General features: G+C 48.5%; 18 protein-coding genes. 9 read left to right on the top strand and 9 right to left on the bottom strand.

From position 1 onward, the window contains the following. Positions 1–210 precede the first annotated feature (210 nt). Both IMY23_RS06045 and hslV read right to left on the bottom strand, forming a co-directional pair. Entirely contained in the window at positions 211–1,182 is a 972-nt protein-coding gene (locus tag IMY23_RS06045; protein WP_192821225.1) for a deoxyhypusine synthase family protein, read from the bottom strand. An 81-nt stretch (positions 1,183–1,263) separates the two neighbouring features. After that, complete coding sequence (gene hslV / locus IMY23_RS06040; protein WP_192821224.1) at positions 1,264–1,803, bottom strand: ATP-dependent protease subunit HslV; 540 nt, start codon at positions 1,801–1,803, stop codon at positions 1,264–1,266. 257 nt (positions 1,804–2,060) lie between these two features. Here hslV and nagB point away from each other — a divergent pair, with 257 nt between their 5' ends. Next, the gene (gene nagB / locus IMY23_RS06035) at positions 2,061–4,007 is read left to right on the top strand and encodes a glucosamine-6-phosphate deaminase (protein WP_370589902.1); all 1,947 of its coding nucleotides are present in this window, start codon (positions 2,061–2,063) and stop codon (positions 4,005–4,007) included. A gap of 206 nt (positions 4,008–4,213) precedes the next feature. Beyond that, positions 4,214–4,384: a hypothetical protein gene (locus tag IMY23_RS06030; protein ID WP_192821222.1), complete on the top strand. Its 171-nt coding sequence runs from the start codon at positions 4,214–4,216 to the stop codon at positions 4,382–4,384. Here IMY23_RS06030 and IMY23_RS06025 read toward each other — a convergent pair. Continuing rightward, a complete protein-coding gene (locus tag IMY23_RS06025) occupies positions 4,381–6,090 on the bottom strand; it encodes a pyruvate dehydrogenase complex dihydrolipoamide acetyltransferase (protein WP_192821221.1) in 1,710 nt (569 codons plus the stop codon). The genes IMY23_RS06030 and IMY23_RS06025 overlap by 4 nt on opposite strands. 137 nt (positions 6,091–6,227) lie before the next feature. Next, positions 6,228–6,842 (bottom strand): histidine phosphatase family protein, encoded by a 615-nt coding sequence (locus IMY23_RS06020; protein WP_192821220.1) that lies wholly within the window; start codon positions 6,840–6,842, stop codon positions 6,228–6,230. Positions 6,843–6,892: 50 nt separating this feature from the next. Here IMY23_RS06020 and IMY23_RS06015 point away from each other — a divergent pair, with 50 nt between their 5' ends. The 6 genes from IMY23_RS06015 (at position 6,893) to menB (ending at position 11,962) form a co-directional block, all read left to right on the top strand. Beyond that, positions 6,893–7,318 carry a hotdog fold thioesterase gene (locus IMY23_RS06015; protein ID WP_192821219.1) on the top strand — a complete coding sequence of 142 codons (426 nt, stop codon included), beginning with the start codon at positions 6,893–6,895 and terminating at the stop codon, positions 7,316–7,318. A gap of 32 nt (positions 7,319–7,350) precedes the next feature. Then, positions 7,351–7,587, top strand: a complete 237-nt coding sequence (locus tag IMY23_RS06010; protein WP_192821218.1) for a DUF433 domain-containing protein — start codon at positions 7,351–7,353, stop codon at positions 7,585–7,587. Beyond that, positions 7,584–7,937: a DUF5615 family PIN-like protein gene (locus IMY23_RS06005; RefSeq protein ID WP_192821217.1), complete on the top strand. Its 354-nt coding sequence runs from the start codon at positions 7,584–7,586 to the stop codon at positions 7,935–7,937. Before IMY23_RS06010 ends, IMY23_RS06005 begins: the two co-directional genes overlap by 4 nt. 71 nt (positions 7,938–8,008) lie before the next feature. Next, positions 8,009–9,235: a chorismate-binding protein gene (locus IMY23_RS06000; RefSeq protein WP_192821216.1), complete on the top strand. Its 1,227-nt coding sequence runs from the start codon at positions 8,009–8,011 to the stop codon at positions 9,233–9,235. Next, on the top strand, positions 9,232–10,941 hold the full coding sequence (menD, locus tag IMY23_RS05995; RefSeq protein WP_192821215.1) for a 2-succinyl-5-enolpyruvyl-6-hydroxy-3-cyclohexene-1-carboxylic-acid synthase: 1,710 nt from the start codon (positions 9,232–9,234) through the stop codon (positions 10,939–10,941). Before IMY23_RS06000 ends, menD begins: the two co-directional genes overlap by 4 nt. A gap of 196 nt (positions 10,942–11,137) precedes the next feature. Continuing rightward, positions 11,138–11,962 carry a 1,4-dihydroxy-2-naphthoyl-CoA synthase gene (gene menB, locus IMY23_RS05990; protein WP_192821214.1) on the top strand — a complete coding sequence of 275 codons (825 nt, stop codon included), beginning with the start codon at positions 11,138–11,140 and terminating at the stop codon, positions 11,960–11,962. 193 nt (positions 11,963–12,155) lie between these two features. Here the strand turns inward: menB and IMY23_RS05985 are convergent, their stop codons facing one another. The 3 genes from IMY23_RS05985 to IMY23_RS05975 form a co-directional block, all read right to left on the bottom strand. Further along, positions 12,156–12,713 carry a hypothetical protein gene (locus IMY23_RS05985; protein WP_192821213.1) on the bottom strand — a complete coding sequence of 186 codons (558 nt, stop codon included), beginning with the start codon at positions 12,711–12,713 and terminating at the stop codon, positions 12,156–12,158. Beyond that, a complete protein-coding gene (locus tag IMY23_RS05980) occupies positions 12,706–15,348 on the bottom strand; it encodes an N-6 DNA methylase (protein ID WP_192821212.1) in 2,643 nt (880 codons plus the stop codon). Before IMY23_RS05980 ends, IMY23_RS05985 begins: the two co-directional genes overlap by 8 nt. A gap of 306 nt (positions 15,349–15,654) precedes the next feature. After that, positions 15,655–15,978: a hypothetical protein gene (locus IMY23_RS05975; RefSeq protein WP_192821211.1), complete on the bottom strand. Its 324-nt coding sequence runs from the start codon at positions 15,976–15,978 to the stop codon at positions 15,655–15,657. A 235-nt stretch (positions 15,979–16,213) separates the two neighbouring features. Here IMY23_RS05975 and IMY23_RS05970 point away from each other — a divergent pair, with 235 nt between their 5' ends. Continuing rightward, complete coding sequence (locus IMY23_RS05970) at positions 16,214–16,930, top strand: IS1 family transposase (RefSeq protein ID WP_192820093.1); 717 nt, start codon at positions 16,214–16,216, stop codon at positions 16,928–16,930. Positions 16,931–17,081: 151 nt separating this feature from the next. Here the strand turns inward: IMY23_RS05970 and IMY23_RS05965 are convergent, their stop codons facing one another. Then, on the bottom strand, positions 17,082–17,468 hold the full coding sequence (locus IMY23_RS05965; RefSeq protein WP_192821210.1) for a hypothetical protein: 387 nt from the start codon (positions 17,466–17,468) through the stop codon (positions 17,082–17,084). 122 nt (positions 17,469–17,590) lie between these two features. Then, positions 17,591–19,399: a tape measure protein gene (locus tag IMY23_RS05960; protein WP_192821209.1), complete on the bottom strand. Its 1,809-nt coding sequence runs from the start codon at positions 19,397–19,399 to the stop codon at positions 17,591–17,593. Positions 19,400–19,591: the final 192 nt, after the last annotated feature.

Genomic DNA, 19,591 nt, shown 5'->3' with positions numbered 1-19,591 from the left:
CAGATTTGATTTCGACTTACAATGGATAGCCAGTTTTGCCGGATACGTTGAATAGGGAAGGCCTTGGCTCTGCTTTGAATAGATCTTGAAATTCTACTGGCGATAATAGTTTCATCTTGATATTATAAAACTAGGGCACAAAAAAATGCGGACCGTTTTGGCCCGCATTTCAGATTTAGAAGCCAAAAACGGCTTTAGGATAAGACTGGCTTATTTGTCCAGCACAATCGCGAAGATCAACGGTGCCACAATGGTAGCGTCTGACTCAATCACGAACTTTGGCGTGTCAATGCCCAGTTTGCCCCAGGTGATTTTCTCGTTCGGTACCGCGCCGGAGTAAGAACCGTAGCTGGTGGTAGAGTCTGAAATCTGCGCGAAATAGCCCCACAACGGAACGCCCGTGCGCTGCAGATCCTGGTGCAGCATAGGCACCACGCAGATAGGGAAGTCACCCGCAATACCGCCGCCAATCTGGAAGAAACCAATAGTAGAGTCTTCTTTGGCGGTCTCGGTATACCATGAGGCCAGTTCCATCATGTACTGGATTCCGGTTTTAACGGTGTGCACGTTTTTTACATCGCCGCTGATCACGTGGCCCGTAAAGATGTTGCCCAAGGTAGAATCTTCCCAGCCCGGTACAAAGATGGGCAGGTTTTTCTTAGCCGCTTCCAGCATCCAGCTGTTTTTAGGGTCAATCTGGTAATACTGCTCCAACTCACCAGATAACAGAATCTGATAGAAGAACTGGTGCGGGAAATAGGCTTCACCGGCTTGGTCGGCTTTCTGCCAGTATTTCAAGACGCTGTGCTCCAGGCGGCGCATGGCCTCTTCCTCCGGAATACAGGTATCAGTCACACGGTTCATGTGGCGGTTCAGGAGCGCCACTTCATCTTGGGGCGTAAGGTCACGGTAATTGGGAATGCGCTCGTAGAAATCATGGGCCACCAGGTTGAAAATATCTTCCTCCAGGTTGGCGCCGGTACAGGTAATGGCCTGCACTTTATCTTCCCTGATCATCTCGGCCAGAATAATGCCCAGCTCAGCGGTACTCATGGCGCCGGCCAGGGTAATCATCATTTTGCCGCCATTGTTCAAATGGGCTTTGTAGCCTTCGGCGGCGTCAATCAAAGCGGCGGCGTTGAAGTGCTTGTAGTGATCTTTCAGGAATTGGGTTACCTTCATTCTTCTTTCTGTAGTTTATGCTTTAAATACTCCTGGCTTACGTCTTTTGTTCAGCCGAATTCAAACACCCTAACCTGACGGTTAGTTCGGTTTTTCAATGATGAAATTGTGGTTGGTGTAGATGCAGATGTCGGCGGCAATGGTCAAAGCCTCACGCACCATTTCCTCGGCGGTGAGGTGCGGCGCGTGCTTTTTCAGGGCAAGGGCGGCAGCCTGCGCATACGTACTTCCTGAGCCGATGGCCGCTATCTGATAGTCTGGCTCCAGCACATCGCCGGTGCCGGAGATGATCAGCAGCTCTTCTTTGTTGGCGACCACCATCATAGCCTCCAACTTGCGTAGGTACTGGTCTTTGCGCCAGTCTTTGGCCAATTCAATGGCCGCGCGTTTCATGTTGTTGCTATAGGCGCCCAGCTTTTCCTCAAAGCGCTCCAGCAGGGTGAAGGCATCGGCGGTGGAACCGGCAAAGCCCGTCACAATCTTGCCGTCTTGCAGCTTGCGTATCTTGCGCACGTTGCTTTTGGCTATGTATTTATCCATGGTGGCCTGTCCGTCGGCACCCACGGCCACCTCGCCGTTGTGGTAAATGCCTAAAACGGTAGTTGAACGTATTTTTACCATTGTCTCTGTCTTTTTCCTGTTCGGCCCACGGCCCAACGCAGCCGCGAAAGTACGAATTCTTTCTTGATTGAACATCGCCCCGCCCTTAGTGGTGACTGGACTTCTCTCAAACGCGCTGGCTGGTTCTTTGTTGATAAATAAGTAGCCCGAAATCTTTGCGGAAGTAAAAGGAATTTCAGACTTTGTAAAAAAAATAAAAAAGTTTGTGTCCAAAGGATTTGACCTTTGGTTTGTCTTTTTACCTTTGCTAGTTCACGATATCCAATAGCCAACCATCCACTATGAGTCGATTAAACCTCTTAGAAGAAACCAGATTTGAGAAGCTCCCGGTAACCGTTTACCCAGACCAGCACATTGCCTCCAAAACGGTGGCGCACCGTATTGCGGCGCTGATCAAGGGCAAGCAGCAAAAAGGGGAGACCACCGTGTTGGGTCTGGCCACGGGTGCCACCCCGGTGGGCGTGTATGAAGAATTGGTGCGGCTGCACAAAGAGGAAGGCCTGAGTTTTAAAAACGTGGTCACCTTCAACCTGGATGAATACTACCCCATGCAACCCACGGCCAAGCAGAGCTACGTGACGTTCATGAACGAAAACCTGTTTGACCACATAGACATTGAGCGCCAGAACATCAACATTCCAGATGGTACTCTGCCCCTGGAAGAGATTCCGGCCTTCTGCCTGAACTACGAACGCAAGATTGAGGAATTGGGCGGACTGGATTTTCAGGTGCTGGGGATTGGCCGTACCGGTCACATTGGTTTCAACGAACCGGGCTCTGCGCCCAACTCCGGTACGCGTCTGGTGACCCTGGATGATTTGACCCGCCGTGATGCCTCCCGTGACTTCGGGGGTAAGGAGAATGTGCCTACCAAAGCCATCACCATGGGTATTGGCACCATCTTTAAGGCCCGCGAGATTGTGTTGATGGCCTGGAACGGAAAAAAAGCCTCCATCATCAAGAAAGCGGTGGAAGGCGAGATTTCCAGTGAAGTTCCTGCCACCTATCTGCAACTGTCTGACAACGTGGAGTTCATTCTGGACCAGGATGCGGCCTCAGAACTCACTCGTTTTGACACACCATGGCTTACCCGTGACTGCGTTTGGGACGAGCAAATGACCAAAAAAGCGGTGATCTGGCTTTCTTGCGAAGTGAAGAAACCTATCTTAAAACTCACCGAGGAAGATTACAACAACAACGGCATGGCCCAGCTGGCCGTGGACCGCGGCCCGGCCTATAACATTAACATAGACGTTTTCAACAAACTGCAGCGCACCATCACCGGCTGGCCCGGCGGAAAACCCAACGCAGACGATTCGCAGCGCCCGGAAAGAGCCCTGCCGGAGAAAAAACGCTCTATCATTTTTTCCCCGCACCCAGATGATGACGTGATCTCCATGGGCGGTACCTTTATCAGGTTGGTGGACCAGGGGCATGACGTGCACGTGGCGTACCAGACCTCGGGCAATACCGCCGTCTGGGACGATGACGTGCTGCGCTACATGGAATTCGCGATTGACTTCAAAGGCAGCATTGGCGATGACAATAGCAAGCTCAAAGGCATTTACGAAGACATGCGCGCCTTCATTGAGCACAAGGAGCCCAACCAGGTAGATTCGCCCGAGATTCAGAACGTGAAAGCCTTCATCAGAAAGAGTGAGGCCATTGCCGGCGCCCGTTACGCGGGGCTGGAAGATGACCACATCCATTTCCAGGCGCTTCCTTTCTATGAATCTGGCAAGACCAAGAAAAACCCGGTCACTGATGAAGACATTCAACTGACCATGGCGCTGTTGCAAAAAATACAGCCGCACCAGGTTTTCGCCGCCGGCGATTTTGAAGACCCGCACGGCACGCACATTGTCTGCTTCAACATCATCATTGAGGCCCTGCGCAGGCTGCGTGACCAAGGAGAAACCTGGGTGAATGATTGCTGGCTCTGGATGTACCGCGGTGCCTGGCACGAGTTTGAGACCCATGAGATTGAAATGGCCGTTCCGTTGTCGCCGCAGGAAGTGGAACGCAAGCGCAACGCCATCTTCAAGCACCAAAGCCAGAAAGACCGCCCCGTATTCCCGGGTGACGATGAGCGCGAGTTCTGGGTACGCGCCCAGGAGCGCAACTCTGACACCGCCCGCCGTTATGACCGCCTGGGCCTGGCAGATTATGAAGCCATGGAAGCCTTCGTGCGGTTTAAGTTTTAGTATATCCCTTTTTTCAAAAGAAAGCCGCTTCAGGAAACTGGAGCGGCTTTTCTGTTTTCGGGCTCATTTCTGGAAATGAGCCCGAAAACAGGAGGAATTTCAATTGTAGAGACCAGACACTGCCTTGTCTCAATCGTTCCCAGAATTTTAAATTCCAGCAGACGCTTTTAAAAGAATATTTAGAAATTTTGACGGTACGATTTAGCATGCGTGAGAGACAAGGCAGTGCCTGGTCTCTACAGATTTTGATTTCCGTTTTTGGATCCGTTTCCAGAAATGAAGCCGAAAACGCAAAAGCGCCGCTGGATTTTTCCAGCGGCGCTTTCGTTATGAATCGTTTAACTAAAAACAATCAGCAAATAACAAGCAGCAATTAAACCAGCATGGTTACCGGGTTCTCCAGGAACGCTTTCAGGGTCTGCAGGAACGCAGAGCCAACGGCGCCGTCTACCACGCGGTGGTCGCAGGAAAGGGTTACTTTCATCACGTTGCCAATCTGGATCTGTCCGTTTTTCACCACTGGGGTTTCTTTGATACCACCCACAGCCAAAATACAGGCGTCTGGTGGGTTGATGATGGCGGTGAATTCCTCAATGCCGAACATGCCTAGGTTGGAAATGGTGAACGTGCTGCCTTCCCAATCACTTGGCTGTAGTTTCTTAGACTTGGCTTTGCCGCCCAGGTCTTTCACTTCGGCAGAAATGGTGGAGAGGGACTTTTGATCAGCGTTGCGAACCACGGGCACCAGCAGACCATCTTCCACGGCTACGGCTACGCCAATGTTCACCACGTTGTTGTAGCGAATTTTATCGCCTAACCAGGAAGAATTCACGGCTGGGTGCTTGCGAAGGGCAGCGGCGGCGGCTTTGATCACCATGTCATTGAAGGAGACTTTCACCGGGGCAACCTCGTTCATGGCCACGCGGGCTTCCATGGCTTTGTCCATGTCAATTTCCATGGTCAGGAAGAAGTGCGGCGCGGTAAACAAGCTCTCAGACAGACGGCGGGCAATAACCTTGCGCATCTGTGATACTGGAACCTCAGTGTAGGCTTCGCCAGACTGGGCTGGAGCAGAAACTTGTGGGGCAGCAGCTTGTAGCTGGGCAGCTTTAGGAGCGGCCGCGCCAGGGGTGAAGTTCTCCACGTCACGCAGCACAATACGTCCGTTTTCGCCGGAACCTTTCACGTCTGCCAGGCTGATGCCTTTTTCCTGGGCAACTTTCTTGGCCAACGGTGAAGCTAACAGTCTGCCTTGGTTGGCAGGTGCACTAGCCGTTTGCGTGCCTTGGCCTGGTACCGGAGCACCGGCAGCCTGGTTCACGCCGTCACCGGACTGGGACTGGGCTTCGGTTTTATGTTCTTCTAAGCGGGTGGCTTCTTCTTGTGATTTGGCTTCAGCGGGGTTGGCGTTTCCGCCAGAAGAGGAGCCGCCATTTAATAACGCCTGGTAATCGGCACCGGCTTCGCCGATGATGGCCAGAATTCCGTCTACGGCTACAGAGGCACCGGCTTCCACGCCAATGTACAACAGGGTGCCGTCTTCGTAAGACTCCAGCTCCATGGTGGCTTTGTCGGTTTCCACCTCGGCCAGAAGGTCACCGGATTTCACTTTGTCGCCCACCTTTTTATGCCAGGCCACAATGGTGCCTTCCTGCATGGTGTCGCTCATTTTGGGCATTTTGATGACCTCAGCGTATACCTTGGCGGCAGGCGCTGAAGGAGCAGCGGCTGGGGCTGCTTCTGGTTTGGCTTCGGCTTTAGGGGCTTCGTCTGCTTTAGGGGCAGCGGCCTCTGGGGCAGCAGTGCCACCGTTAGCGCCAGATAAAAGGCCAGAGATGTCTTCGCCCTGCTTGCCGATAATGGCTAGAACGCCGTCTACGGGCACAGATTCGCCGGCTTGCGGTCCAATATGGAGTAGAGTTCCGTCTTCGTATGATTCCAATTCCATGGTCGCCTTGTCGGTTTCCACTTCAGCAAGAACGTCCCCAGATTTCACAGAGTCACCAACTTTCTTTAACCATGAGGCAATGACTCCCTCGGTCATAGTGTCACTCATCTTGGGCATTCGTATGATTTCGGCCATAGTTTGTTGCGCGGGTTTAAGGCTTCAAAAATAGGGTCAAAATTGCTCTTATACAAATAGCGCGGCAAGAGAATGTGCGCACGTTTTTGCCTTCATTTCAAGAAATGAGCCCAAAAACGGAAAGGTTGGTGTTATTCTCAGGCTAAATGTGAGACATCGGCAAAGCGTTCTACCCAAAACATGGAGCCGGTGTGGTTCAGCTCATAGAGGCAGAGGTTCTGGTGGGTGAACTGGTCCATCTGGTACAGCGGGTAGTTCAAAAGCCAGGCCAAGAGGATGCGCATGGCGCGGCCATGCATGCATATTAAGATGGTTTCCTCCTCGGGCCTGGACAGGATCAAATCCAGCACGTCTTTCTGGCGCTCGGCCACCTGTTCCGGGCTTTCGCCGCCTTCTATGGGCACGTGGGTTTCGCCTTGTTGCCAGCGTTCCAGCATGTTGTAGTAATAGGCGTCTTCCTCGGGGGTGATTTTGGTGCCTTCGCGGGTGCCCCAGCAGATTTCGTTCAGGCCGGCGTGCTGCTCATAGGGGATGCCCAGGTCAATAAATTGCTCCACGCTCTGCACGCTGCGCTGAAGCGCCGAGGTGTAGATTTTATCGAATTTCACGTGCCGGTACGCCTGAAAGAATTTGTCGGCCTGCCAAAGACCGGTGTCATTTAAGGGGGCGTCCACGCCGCTGCCTTGCACAATGCCTTGCAGGTTGAGGTCGGTTTGGCCGTGCCGGATAAGGTATATTTTTTTGAGGCTCAATTTTACGCTAATTTGCGGCCCAAGATAGGCCATTATTCCCAATACTACCCATGAAAAAACGCCGCGAACTCACCCTAGAGCAACTCAACGCCTGGAACAAGAATACGTTAGGCGAGCACTTAGGGATGGAATACACAGAGATTGGCGATGATTTTCTGATTGGCCGCATGCCCGTTGACCACCGCACTCACCAGCCTATGGGCCTGCTGCACGGCGGCGCCTCCGTAGCCCTGGCCGAAACCTTGGGCAGCGTGGCCGCCACCATGTTCCTGGATTTGGAGAAGCAATATTGCGTAGGACTGGAAATCAACGCCAACCACATCAAGAGCGTGCGCAGCGGGTTTGTCTACGGCAAAGCCAGCGCGGTGCACATTGGTCGCCGCACCCAAGTCTGGGAAATACGTATCACCTCAGAGGCCGGTGATTTGGTGTGCCTGAGCCGCATTACCATGGCCGTTTTGGATAGAGTGAAATAGATTTTCAGTAGCATCCTTAAAAAAGTGAAGCCATGCAAGAAGAACTCATCAACCGCATTACAATTGACCCGGACATCTGCCATGGCAAACCTACCATTAGGGGCTTGCGTTACCCGGTGGAGAACATGCTGGAGCTTTTGGCAGGCGGTATGACCATTGAAGAATTGCTGGAAGACTATCCAGACTTAGTGCGCGAAGATTTTTTGGCCTGTCTGCAATATGCCGCTAAACTGGTGCAAGTGAAAGGAGTCTATCGCATTGCGTCATGAAGTTTCTGGTAGATGCCCAACTGCCTAAAAGTCTTTCTGCGTTACTTGAGAACCAAGGTTTCAATACTCTTCACACTCTTGATTTGCCTGAAAGGAATGCCACAAAAGACGGCTTGATTGCCCGTTTGGCAAAAGAACAGGACAGGGTTGTCATCACCAAAGATTCTGACTTTCTGAAGTCCTTCATAATCAAAAAGGAGCCGCCCAAGTTGCTTTTGCTTAAGACCGGAAATATGAAAAACCAAGGTTTACTTTCTTTATTTGAAAAGAACCTTACCTTGCTTCAGAAGTTATTTAAACACCATGATTTAGTTGAAATGACGCGTGAGGAAATTATAGTTCATCAGTAACTGATGCAGTAGCAACACACCACGTCAAAAAACATCTGCCAAAAAAAGGCAGTTGGCCAACGTTAAACTCAATGCCCGACGATATTTCTGCTTACATCACCCACCTCACCAAAGGCTTTTCGCTTCAGGAAACCGCGTTTTCTTTGTTTCAGGCAGCCGTTGAAACTGAACTCCCAGCTGTCCTGTGGCGGTTGCCCAATACCCAGCATATTCAGGTTTTAGTAAGCAAGAAAACACAGAACACTTTACCGCCGCTTGAAGGCCCAACTAAAGGCTTCGCTTTTCACCCGTTCCAGGTTTCTGAAACTTCGCCTGTCAAGTTCCTGCCAGCGGATATTTACTTTTGCGGCAAAGCCGATGAAAAAATAGATGTTAGCGCCACAGAATTTCCAGAGCGTTTTTGGGCTCACTTTCAGAAACGAAGCCAAAAACAGAACGCGCAATCTTTGCAAACTTGGCCACAACATCCAATTGGTTCTGTTTCTGCCATTCAACGAGATGTATTTGAGCAGACGGTAGCCACCGCGGTGAATGCCATGCAGGCGGGCTGTCTGGAGAAAGTAGTGCTGTCCAGAACCAAAACGCTGCCGCTGTTTGAGGGTTTTGACTTGTTGCAGGCCTTTTTGCAGTTGACCAACTTGTACCCCACGGCCTTCGTCTCATTGGTGGCCATTCCAGGTATTGGCACGTGGCTGGGCGCAACGCCTGAAGTGTTGGTGCAGATTGACCGCCACCACGTGTTCAGGACCGTGGCTCTGGCCGGCACACAACCCATCACCGAGGGCCTCACGCCCGCCGATGCCATTTGGCGACAGAAGGAAATTGAGGAACAGTCCTTGGTGCAACGCTACATCATCAGCTGTTTTAAACACCTGCGCCTGCGCGATTACGTGGAGATGGGCCCCAGAACCATCGCCGCCGGAAACTTATTGCATCTTAAAACCGAGTACAGTGCCGCCATGGAGGAAGTCGGGTTCCCGAACCTGGGCACGCAGATGCTGGAGTTGTTGCACCCCACTTCCGCCGTGGGCGGAATGCCCAAAGCCGCCGCCTTAAAGATGATTAACGAACTGGAGCAGCATAACCGACGCTATTACAGCGGGTTTCTGGGGCCGGTGCAAATAGGGCAGGAGACCAATCTGTTTGTGAACCTGCGCTGCGCCGAAGTAGGAAAGGACACCGTGACCGCCTACGCCGGCGCGGGCATGACCGCCGACTCCAATCCCGCCAAAGAGTGGCAGGAGACCGAACTCAAAATGCAGACCGTGCTGCGCCTTTTCCAAGCCTCTGAATCATGATTCTACAAGCCGTTATTGACATAGCCGAAATCTGCGCCCGCAAAGGCGTGCAAGATGTGGTGCTTTCGCCGGGCTCACGCTGCGCGCCGCTCACGCTGGCCTTTGCCCGTCACCCACAGCTGCGGGTGCGCACCGTGCCAGATGAACGCAGCGCCGCCTTTATTGGCCTGGGCATGGCCCAGCAGACGGGCAAACCGGTGGTGCTGGTCTGTACCTCGGGCACCGCGGCCTATAACTACGCGCCCGCCGTGGCCGAGGCCTTTTACCAGAACATTCCGCTGCTGGTGCTGACCGCCGACCGTCCGCCAGAATGGATTGACCAGCTGGACGGACAGACCATTCGGCAGAGCCACATTTACGGTGGCCACGTGAAGCGGAGCCTGGACTTCCCGGTGGATGCCACGCACCCAGATTCGCAATGGCACGCGGCCCGCCTGGTCAACGAAGCCCTGAACGAAGCCTACGCTTTCCCCGAAGGCCCCGTGCACCTCAACATTCCGCTGCGCGAACCTTTTTATCCCGAGGAAGGAGAGGTGTTTGCTTATGCTTCTGATGTGAAAATTATTGCCGAAATGCCTTCTTCTTTCGGCTTCACGACCGAGGTTTGGCTGACCTTGACGGCAGAACTTAAGCAGTACAAGCGGGTGCTGGTGGTTGCCGGTCAAGGAAAAAAGGACGAAGCGCTTCATCAATCCATCCAGAATTTCTGCCGCGTCACCGGAGCCGTATTTGTGGCAGACACCATCAGCAACCAGCAATCCGAAGGCGAGACCATCAATTACCATGATGTCTTTCTGGGCGCCAAGCATCTGCAAACTGAACCAACTTTAAAACCAGATTTGCTGATTACGTTCCATAAATCGCTAATCTCCAAGAACCTGAAACTGTTTTTGCGGCAGCAGGAAGGAATGGCGCATTGGCACGTGCAGCCCGCCGGCATGGTGGCAGATACGTTCCAGAAACTCACGCGCATCATCAGAACCCAGCCGCAAGAATTTTTCACGAGGTTAAATCAACTGGACAGTGTTCAAATAAACCCAGCTTTTACCCAGGCCTGGCATTCGTTGAACCATCAGGGGAAGGCTGTATTGAACAGTTTTCAGGAAGAAAGTCCGTTTTCAGAGTTTAAAGCCTGTTACCAGGTGTTGAGGAATTTGCCAACAAACAGCTTATTGCATTTGGCCAACAGCATGACTGTTCGCTACGCCAATCTTATCGGCGTAGCCGAAAATGGAGGCGTGGAGGTGTTCGCCAACCGGGGCACCAGCGGCATTGACGGCAGCACCAGCACGGCCGTGGGGTCAGCGTTGAGCACAGACAAACTAGTGACCTTGGTAACCGGCGACATGGCCTTTCTCTATGACCGGAACGCGCTTTGGCACAATTACCTTCCCCAGAACCTCAGGATAGTGGTGCTGAACAACCATGGCGGCGGCATTTTCAGGATGATTGAAGGTCCCAGAAGTCAACCGGAACTCAGGCCTTTCTTTGAAACCGACCAGCGCCAGACCGCCCAAAAAACTGCCGAGGACATGGGCTTGGCGTATACCTTGGTGAAAGACGAAGCTGCTCTTGCCCAAGCGTTGGCATCGTTTTTTGATGCCTCGGCGGGGCCGCAATTGATTGAGGTGGAAACCAGCAGCCCCGAAAATTATGACGTGTTTGCGCAGTACCGAAAAGCGGTGCAGGGAATTCGGCTGGGGTAAACCAGTTTGCGTTTTTGGCCTCGTTTTTAGAAATGAAGCCTAAAACAGAAAGGCAAAGCCCCTTGTTTTATTTGCGAAATGACCTTCCGGTTAAATACTTTTGCGTCGGTGCAGTAGAAAACTGGTATGCATCGTACGTTTGTAGTAGAATTACTATTGAAAATCGGGCGGAAGCCTGTTTTATAAAACCTACCCTATGGAAAGTAAATTCGCTTGGAATACCATTAAGGAATACAAAGAGATTCTGTTCCAGTTTTACAACGGCATCGCCAAAATCAGCATTAACCGGCCGCAGGTGCACAACGCGTTCACGCCGCGCACCGTGGCCGAGATGATTGACGCCATGAACATCTGCCGTGACAATTCTGACATTGGCGTGATCATCTTGACCGGCGAGGGCGGAAAAGCCTTCTGCTCGGGCGGCGACCAAAGCGTGCGCGGCCATGGCGGCTACATTGGCGAAGACACCGTTCCGCGCCTGAATGTGCTGGATTTACAGATGCAAATCAGACGCATCCCCAAGCCTGTGATTGCCATGGTGGCCGGCTGGGCCATTGGCGGCGGGCACGTGTTGCACGTGGTCTGTGATTTGAGCATCGCCGCGGAGAACGCCCGTTTCGGGCAGACCGGACCGAAGGTAGGTTCGTTTGACGGCGGCTTCGGGGCGAGTTATCTGGCGCGTGTGGTTGGCCAGAAGAAAGCCCGCGAAATCTGGTACCTCTGCGACCAATACAACGCGCAGGAAGCCCTGGACATGGGCTTGGTGAACAAAGTAGTGCCCTTGGAGCAACTAGAGGAAACCACCGTGGAATGGTGCGGCAAAATCCTGGAGAAAAGCCCGCTGGCTTTGCGTATGCTAAAAGCCTCGTTCAACGCCGAGCTGGACGGCCAGTCAGGAATTCAACAATTAGCCGGTGACGCTACCTTGCTGTATTATTTATCTGACGAAGCCAAGGAAGGGAAAAATGCGTTCCTGGAGAAGCGCAAACCAGATTTCTCCAAGTACCCTAAGTTTCCGTGATTTGGCCTTTAGGATAAGCTTCATTCCGAATTTGTAAACGGTAATTAAAAACGGCAATGAGAGGTATTTTAAAATGTTAAACTTTTAACACAAAAAAGTCTCGCTGTTTCTACAATGAAAATCCAGTTTGAAGTGATTTTAAAATTTAGGTGACTTTTGTATAATATTACTTTACTGAAATCTAAAAGCCTTTCTACATTAATGGCAATATGAATTCATTTCTGAGTAATACAGTTGCTTCTAAAAAAGCAGTGTTTAGGTTATCACAGGAGTCTAGGGTGTTGCTCAAATCTGTAAGATTCAATGCAATGTGCGCATGAGGTATAGGTTCAAGCGCATGTTTGATGTGAAGGTGTGGGCTTTGCTTATAAGGATAATTTTTAATATTAGTACCTGTGTTAGGTTCACAATGAAGAAAAACATATTCCTTATCTTCTATATCTGTACCAGTTTCCTCTAAGACATAAAGGTTGAGATTTGCCTGATCCAAATAATAAATATTCTTTTCTTTCGGTTTCCAAACCTCATTATAAGTTGCTTCTACAACTGTAGCCAGGGTCGGAAATCTCCATTTAGTATAATCATCTCCAAATGAGGAAGGTCCCTTCACAGCATAAGTCGGACTGCCAAAAACTGAAAATGTATTTACGTAAACAATGTCTGTTCTAGGTTGAATAGTGTTTATAAGCTTCCTAATTTCGTCTGGTCTATAGGTTGCCAAATTATTTATATCTCTTTCTATTCTATACATTTAAAGTTGCGCCAAATAGCCCTTTCATGTCTTCATCACTTAAATTATACAATTTACAAACAAGCATATCAATACTTCTCTCAATCTCATAATAATCGCTTGATTTGGCATTTATCCTTTTCCTAACAAGATTTATCAACTTGATAACTAAGTTAGAATCAGATGTTGTAGGGTCTGGCACAGGAGTTTTTACTAATGTCTTAACCTCAACCATCGTGTACCCACTGCCATATTTATGTGAATGGCTGCTTATATACCAAAAGCACGGGCTAGAATTTAGTACTCCTAGAAAATAATATAGTAAATTTATATCAGTATACTGTTTTTTGAGCGTAAAATAGGGGCTTCTTGATACACCTACTGCCCCATTTATATCTAGAGAATATCTTGGCATTACTGCAAGATGTGGCCCAATAACTTTAGGCTGAAGCAAATCTTTTGGGTCTCTAGTTCTGGATGGAAACCACCAATTCTTCTCTTCTTTTTTTGTTTTGGAAAGAATAGCTCTTTTGCTTAATAGATAGTCCCAAGTAGCTGGGAAATTTTTCATTATATATTCTTGATCTACTTTTTGACCATTCACAAAAGGGTAGAAAAAATACTTTGTTATTACCTCAGGAAGAGTATAGGTTTCCATCTCACGATCCCGAACATGCGGAATATAAATAGACAACTCATTGGCAGGTATATCTACTACATCTCTTATAAACACTTCATCGCCGCCAGAATTAAAGCCTTGTTTTATGTCAAGAAACTCATCTAGCTTTCTAAATGTCTCAAGTCTTTTATTTAAAGAATATTCAAACTTCGATAAAACAAACCATTGGTCCCTTTGAAATATATCCTGCTCAACTTGATAGATGCTATAATTTTTTTGCTCAACAAAATTACAATTTAGCACATCTTCCAAAGCTTTACCTACGTTTCTATTGCATTTTAATATCGTAACATTATTTGTTTCACGGCTGGAGTGCGGATGCTTTTTCTGAAAAATTAAAAGCGTTACATAAACTCCAGTGTTACCAAATACTCCAATTGAAGAAAGGTCAGCCCAAAATTTAATAATAACATTTTCAGCTAAGTATTTTCTCAATAATTTGGCTCCATCAGTTACCAAAAAACTGTGGGGCAAAACAAAGGCTGCGTACCCTCCGGGTTTAAGGGCTTCTATTGCTAACTTTAAGAATGCAAAATACAAATCTGGCTTTCCTCTATACAAGGGCCCTAGATAATTTTTTAATTTATTCTTATTTTCTTCATCTAAGCTATTGAATTGAACAAAAGGTGGATTAGATATTATGACATCAAATTCGTTATTATGATTCGATGTCATAAAATAATCAACAGACTCTTTGTTTAAAATATTTAGCTTACTTGGGAATTTATTAAATGCTAATAAATGAAGAAGCGAAATAGAAAGCCGTGTTGCTTGGCAAGCATTCTCGTCAATATCTAGGCCTAATAAGTTTTCAAAATTATTTCTATAAATATTTTCTTCTAATTGGCCGTCAAATGCTTCCCATTGTAGCTCCAAAAGAGTACGGATAAAAATTCCAGAGCCAATTGCGGGTTCCAAAGTTTTTAAATTTAAAAACTTAGAAACAGGAAGTTGGCTTTGTAAATATTTAGCAAAGAAGCGAGCAATATATTGAGGTGTATAAACAGTTCCTGTCGCTTTATTTAATTCCTCTGCTACTACTGGCCATAATGAAGTTTGAGGAGTTTCTTCTATTTTTAGAATTGACACATACCTTTCATATATTCTACTAAAGGCATGTTTAGACATTATTGAAAAATCATATGTATATAAATCAGCTACTTTGTTAATATAAAAATCACGGATTAAAAATTGCACATCTCTTTTCGGCAACTCATTGAACACTTTCAAAGTGTCAAAATTTACAATATCCTCAGGGACTTCGCCATAATCCAGTTTTTTAATTACATGCTTTAATAAATACGTTATATTAAAATTATCTGGCTGTGATAAGGTCAATAAATTAAATTCATCCATAAGTATTTTATCACCTATGGAATCTTTGTCATACCTTTTTTTTGTATCTTCTAAAGCTCTAATAAAGAATATGGTATTAAATAATGAAGATATTTCTCCATTTGTAACACTGTAATTTGTTAAAGAAGCTAAGTTTCTTTTCCAGTATGAAATTGTGTCAATTAGTGCATCATCAAGCGGTGGAAGATTTGGAGATGGCTTTTTTCCCCTAACTTTATCAAAGGCCTCACTCCTTAAATCATTAAATTTTGAATCAAGCTTATTCCTACTTATAACGCTTGCTCCAGGCAAACTCCTATTATATATGTAGTTGATATAGTTTCTATCTACGACAATGTGCCAATCAACTAAATTATTGTATGAAATATTAATCAGTAGCCTTTGTTGAATTGTTGATAATTCTTCAAATTCAATATTTAGAAAGGACAGGACAGCAGTATTTTCTAAGCCATGTTCTACAATAATATGTCCATTGGCAAAATCTTCAAGTGTAGGCTTTTCAAAATAGCTCGGGTTCCAGCCTAGTTCACTTGCAAATTTTCCTATCTGGTCAATAGATAAAGATATTCCATTTTGGACCTTAGATGTTAAAATGTTATAGGTGTCGAATAAAGCTTCCATAGCTATTTCTGCGAACAGAAAAATATATTTTTAGAGAATACTTGAGTGCTAAGTTAGGGCAAAGGCTCAATGTTGCCAATTTTTTTAGCAAACCAATATGTAAATGAATAATAGTCAATCTAAAATATTTCAGTTAAAATTTTAAATATTTTCATAGATAGTCTGGATGTTGCTCTTCCTTCAGATTTTCAAAACGTTGACTGTTTAAAGATTTTTCCAGAATACCTATTTTGTATGCTCCAAAAGCGAAGTATTTGTTATAACCCAATGGTGCAAATGATAAAAGGGGACATATGCCCCCTTTTATCATTTGTCAAGCTGCCAGTCAAAATGTGGCAGGCGCTTTTTTAGTTCTCTAGGTAGTGCTTTCCTGGCCACCAAATCTTTTAATAAATCTCTCTTTTTGTCAAGGCGTTGCACAACCACAGCGGCAGTTATATAGAACTCCTTTTCAAGTTCAGCGAGAGAGTCATCATAACGCTTCCTTTTCAAGTGGCCCCAATAATAATAACGGTAAGTTAAATCTTCATCCCTTCTATCAGTCTGTGTGTGCCGCTGTCCCTTGACCCGTTCGCCTAAGTTAACAGAGGTAGGAAACACTTGGTCATAGAGCACTTCGCGGCCACGCATACATTTCTAACCTAAATTTATAATTGAAACAATTGGGTGAACACTCTTTTTTATCCCAAAGCCTCCTGCTTCCTTATAAAGTTAAGTGAAGGAACAAAAATAGTATTCCTATATAGTACACCGGGAATCATTTCACCATTATGATACCCTTTGAGCTCCCAACCATTTATATTTGGTAGTGGTTTAGAAAGTATGATGGGATAAAAGCTGACAGTGAGTTGTTTAAGATGATGGAATGTTCGAAGTCCTCATCAAAATAAACTGTCCCCACTGCCAGAGCAGTAAGGTAGTAAAAAACGGAAAGAAAAAGAACGGTGCCCAGAACCTGCTATGCCACAGCTGCAGAAAGCAGTTCCAGGCCACGTACCAGTACAAAGGCGCCGATCCGGCCACAAAGCAGCTAATGGTGCGGCTTTTGGAGCGCAACAACGGCATCCGCGACATAGAGGCGCTGCTGGGGGTGAGCCGCAAGTGCATACTGGACAACCTGTGCCGGCAAGGCAGCCGACTCAGCATCGCACCGGCGCGGCGCTGCTACGAGTCGGTGCAGATAGACGAGGTCTGGAGCTACGTGGGCAGGCGCAGGAAAGGGAAGTACTGGCTTTTGTATGCCTACTGCCCCGAGACGGATGAGGTTTTGGCTTACAGTTGCGGCCCCAGGAGCGCAGCAACTGTGAGGAAGCTGCTCAAGAAGCTGGAGAAAGCACACATTGGAGAATACTGCACCGACCATTGGAGAGCCTTCGCCCAGGTGATACCTACAGAGAAACACAAGGTGGGCAAGGCTTACACAAAAAATATAGAAGGGGTAAATACCTGCCTCAGGGCCAGGAACAGGAGGCTGGTCAGGAAAACGACCTGCTTCTCCAAGAAAAAGGAGAACCATGATGCGAGCTTAAACCTAATGTTCAACTACCGAAACAACCAAAAATCAAAGCATCATACATTGTAAACCACTACCTTATATTTAACTCATTCCAGCTGTTGAGTGCATTGCACACATTGACTAAATGCGTAGCAAGGAGTGCCCCTCTATCATTCTTACTGTAATAGGTGAACTCCTCCTCCAGTTTATCTTCTGCATCCGGGGCCTTTGCAACAACTTACTTCACCAACGTTAGAAGGTTGACCCTGAAGCCCTGACCGCCACTCTGCCATACACCATGCTCCTTCACTACATTCACCACTGGCGTAAGGTCAGGCACATCAACCATCTCAAGCACCATTGCCCGTTTTATAGGCACACCGTTGAAGTTAGGCTGGTTTGCTTTGTCAGCAAGTTTGTTCGTGACAAAATCCAAAAGGAATTCTGTTTTTGGGTTTGCATTAGATAGCCTCTGAGTAACTAAGCCAAGCTCTTGTAATGATGCTGTAACTCCTATAGCCTTCAGAGCATCATAAAGCTCCTGGAGAAATGATACCGCGCTATCAAGTCTGTCAATTTCCTCTTCTATTCTTCTTTGGTCTTTCTCAATAAATACTGGTTCCATACTTTAGTTTGTTAATGATTGACTTTAACTGTTTTCAAAACCTTTTCAAATTGCCCGCTATTCGATTATCTCTGGTTTGGCGGGCCTTTGTACTGTTTAAAATTCAAGTGGCGCACAGGCCGCTAATTCAAGGCACCGGCGGCTGAGTTGGTGACTCTCAGAAAAGCCTCCATTACTTTCTGCTCAATGTCATTCAGACCCTCACTGAGATTGCTGGAATGTACTTCAATCTTCTCTACCATCTTGCCGATGTTGATGTTCATGGTGCGTACCCCGCCGCCCGTGATGCCGCTGGCCGTCTCGCCCAACGATGCCGGGGCTCCCTTACCGGTGCCGGTGCCCGCGCCCCCGAAAGAATTCAGAAAGCCGCCGCCCGTGGCCGTTGCGCCTTTGGCCGCTTTTGCGTTGCGTGGCTTGAGCTTACCCAAGATGTCAATGTTGCGAGCCGTGTTCATGTTGGACATGAAGTCAGAGAGGTTCTTGGCCCGCTGCGTGCCACGGGTACGCTCCAGCGCCTCAATCTCCGCTGTGGCCGTGGTGGTGACCTTTGCGCCCAATGCTTTCTTGGCACCGGCGAAATCCATCTGAGCGGCCAGCTTCATGGCCGTGATGAAGTTCTGGATGGTGCCGCCTATGAACTGAAAACTCTCTTTGATGCGTAGCACGAATAGCTCTAGCTTGAAACCTATCTCCTGAAAGAAGTCCTTGAAGGCGATTCCCACGTTAGAAACCCAAAGCTTGATCACCGTCCAAAGGGCTTTCATGGCGTCACCCCAGCCCTGGTACTTTGATACCAGCATGACTATACCGCCCACTATGGCCGCAATGAGAATGACCGGCCACATAAGGGCAAGGTTCATAAGCCACGCAGAGACAGTGGCCCACTTGGTAACTATATTATAGATGCCTATTCCAGCGGTGAGGGCACCTATGGCGGCGGTGAGCCCGTTCACCATTCCCGGCGTGCTGACTAGCCACTGTCCGAAATCAAGCAGCGGTTCCATAAGGCTTAGCATGTTGGAGCCGAAATTGGCCGCCAAGCCCTGCGCTGCTCCCTGCAGGGCAAGCAGCTTGCCCGGTGCCGTCTCGCCAATCTGCTTGGTCATCTCAAAGAACCTGCCCCCTTTGCCGGTGGCCGTGTCAATGGAGTTGGCCACGTCTAGGAAACTGATTTTCCCGGCCTCCATCTCCTTCTTGAGGTCACCCATGGACTTGCCGGTTCTCTTTGAAATCTCCTGCAAAGGGTTGAAGCCCGCGTTCACGAACTGCAATAGGTCCTGTCCCATGAGCCGACCCGTGGCCGCCGTCTGCGAGAATGCGAGCGCAAGGCTCTGGAGCCGGTCTTTGTTTCCACCGGCTATGTCACCTAGTTTCTCAACAGATGGCATGACCGCCTTTGCGCTAACCCCGAAGGATAGCATTGTCTGCGCGGCCCCGAAAACCTCCTTGCCGTACATGGTGCTCTCTGCGAACTGCGTCAGGTTTCTGGAGAGTTGGCCGCCCTGCTCTTTCCCGGCCATGACCTCAAAGCGCTTGTCGGTCATCTGCTTCTCCATGCCCATGATCACCATGCCGCCCAGACCGGCCACACCGGCCAGCGCCATAGCGCCGCCCATAAGACCACCGAGGCCTAAGCCGCCCCGTGAGTTGCCGCCCTCCAGACGGCCCTTGCGCCGCTCCAGCTGGTCAATCTCAGAGTTGATGCGGCGCAGCTGCGAGCTGTCAACCGTCATCCTCCTGGTTCTCTGGAGGTGGTCCAGCTTTTTGTCTATGTCGCTTATGGACATACCAAGCCGGTTGAACTTGGCGGTGAAGGCGTTGGCCTGCTGCGTTAGCTTGCCGAAAGACTTGTCACCTGCCCCCGCGATCTTCACCATGGGCCCGCTGGCCAAATCCTTTATCTTTACTATGAACTCAACCAGGTTGGCCATTCTTGCTCTCCTTTCTCCTTATGTCCATAAGCTGTTTAAACATCTCTGCCCAGCATGCGTCACTCAAAGACGAGGTATCCACGCCGGGCAGGTAGTAGGCGAACATAGTGTCTATGTAGCCTACCCAGTTTGCGTCCATGGAACCCGATGCCCCGTCTATAGCTTTTCCAGCTTGGCGGTCTGCACTTTGAG

The organism is Rufibacter sp. LB8 (genome assembly GCF_014876185.1).
Classification (GTDB): domain Bacteria; phylum Bacteroidota; class Bacteroidia; order Cytophagales; family Hymenobacteraceae; genus Nibribacter.
The sequence above is the reverse complement of the archived record's forward strand: the minus strand, read 5'-3'. Positions and strand labels throughout refer to the sequence as shown.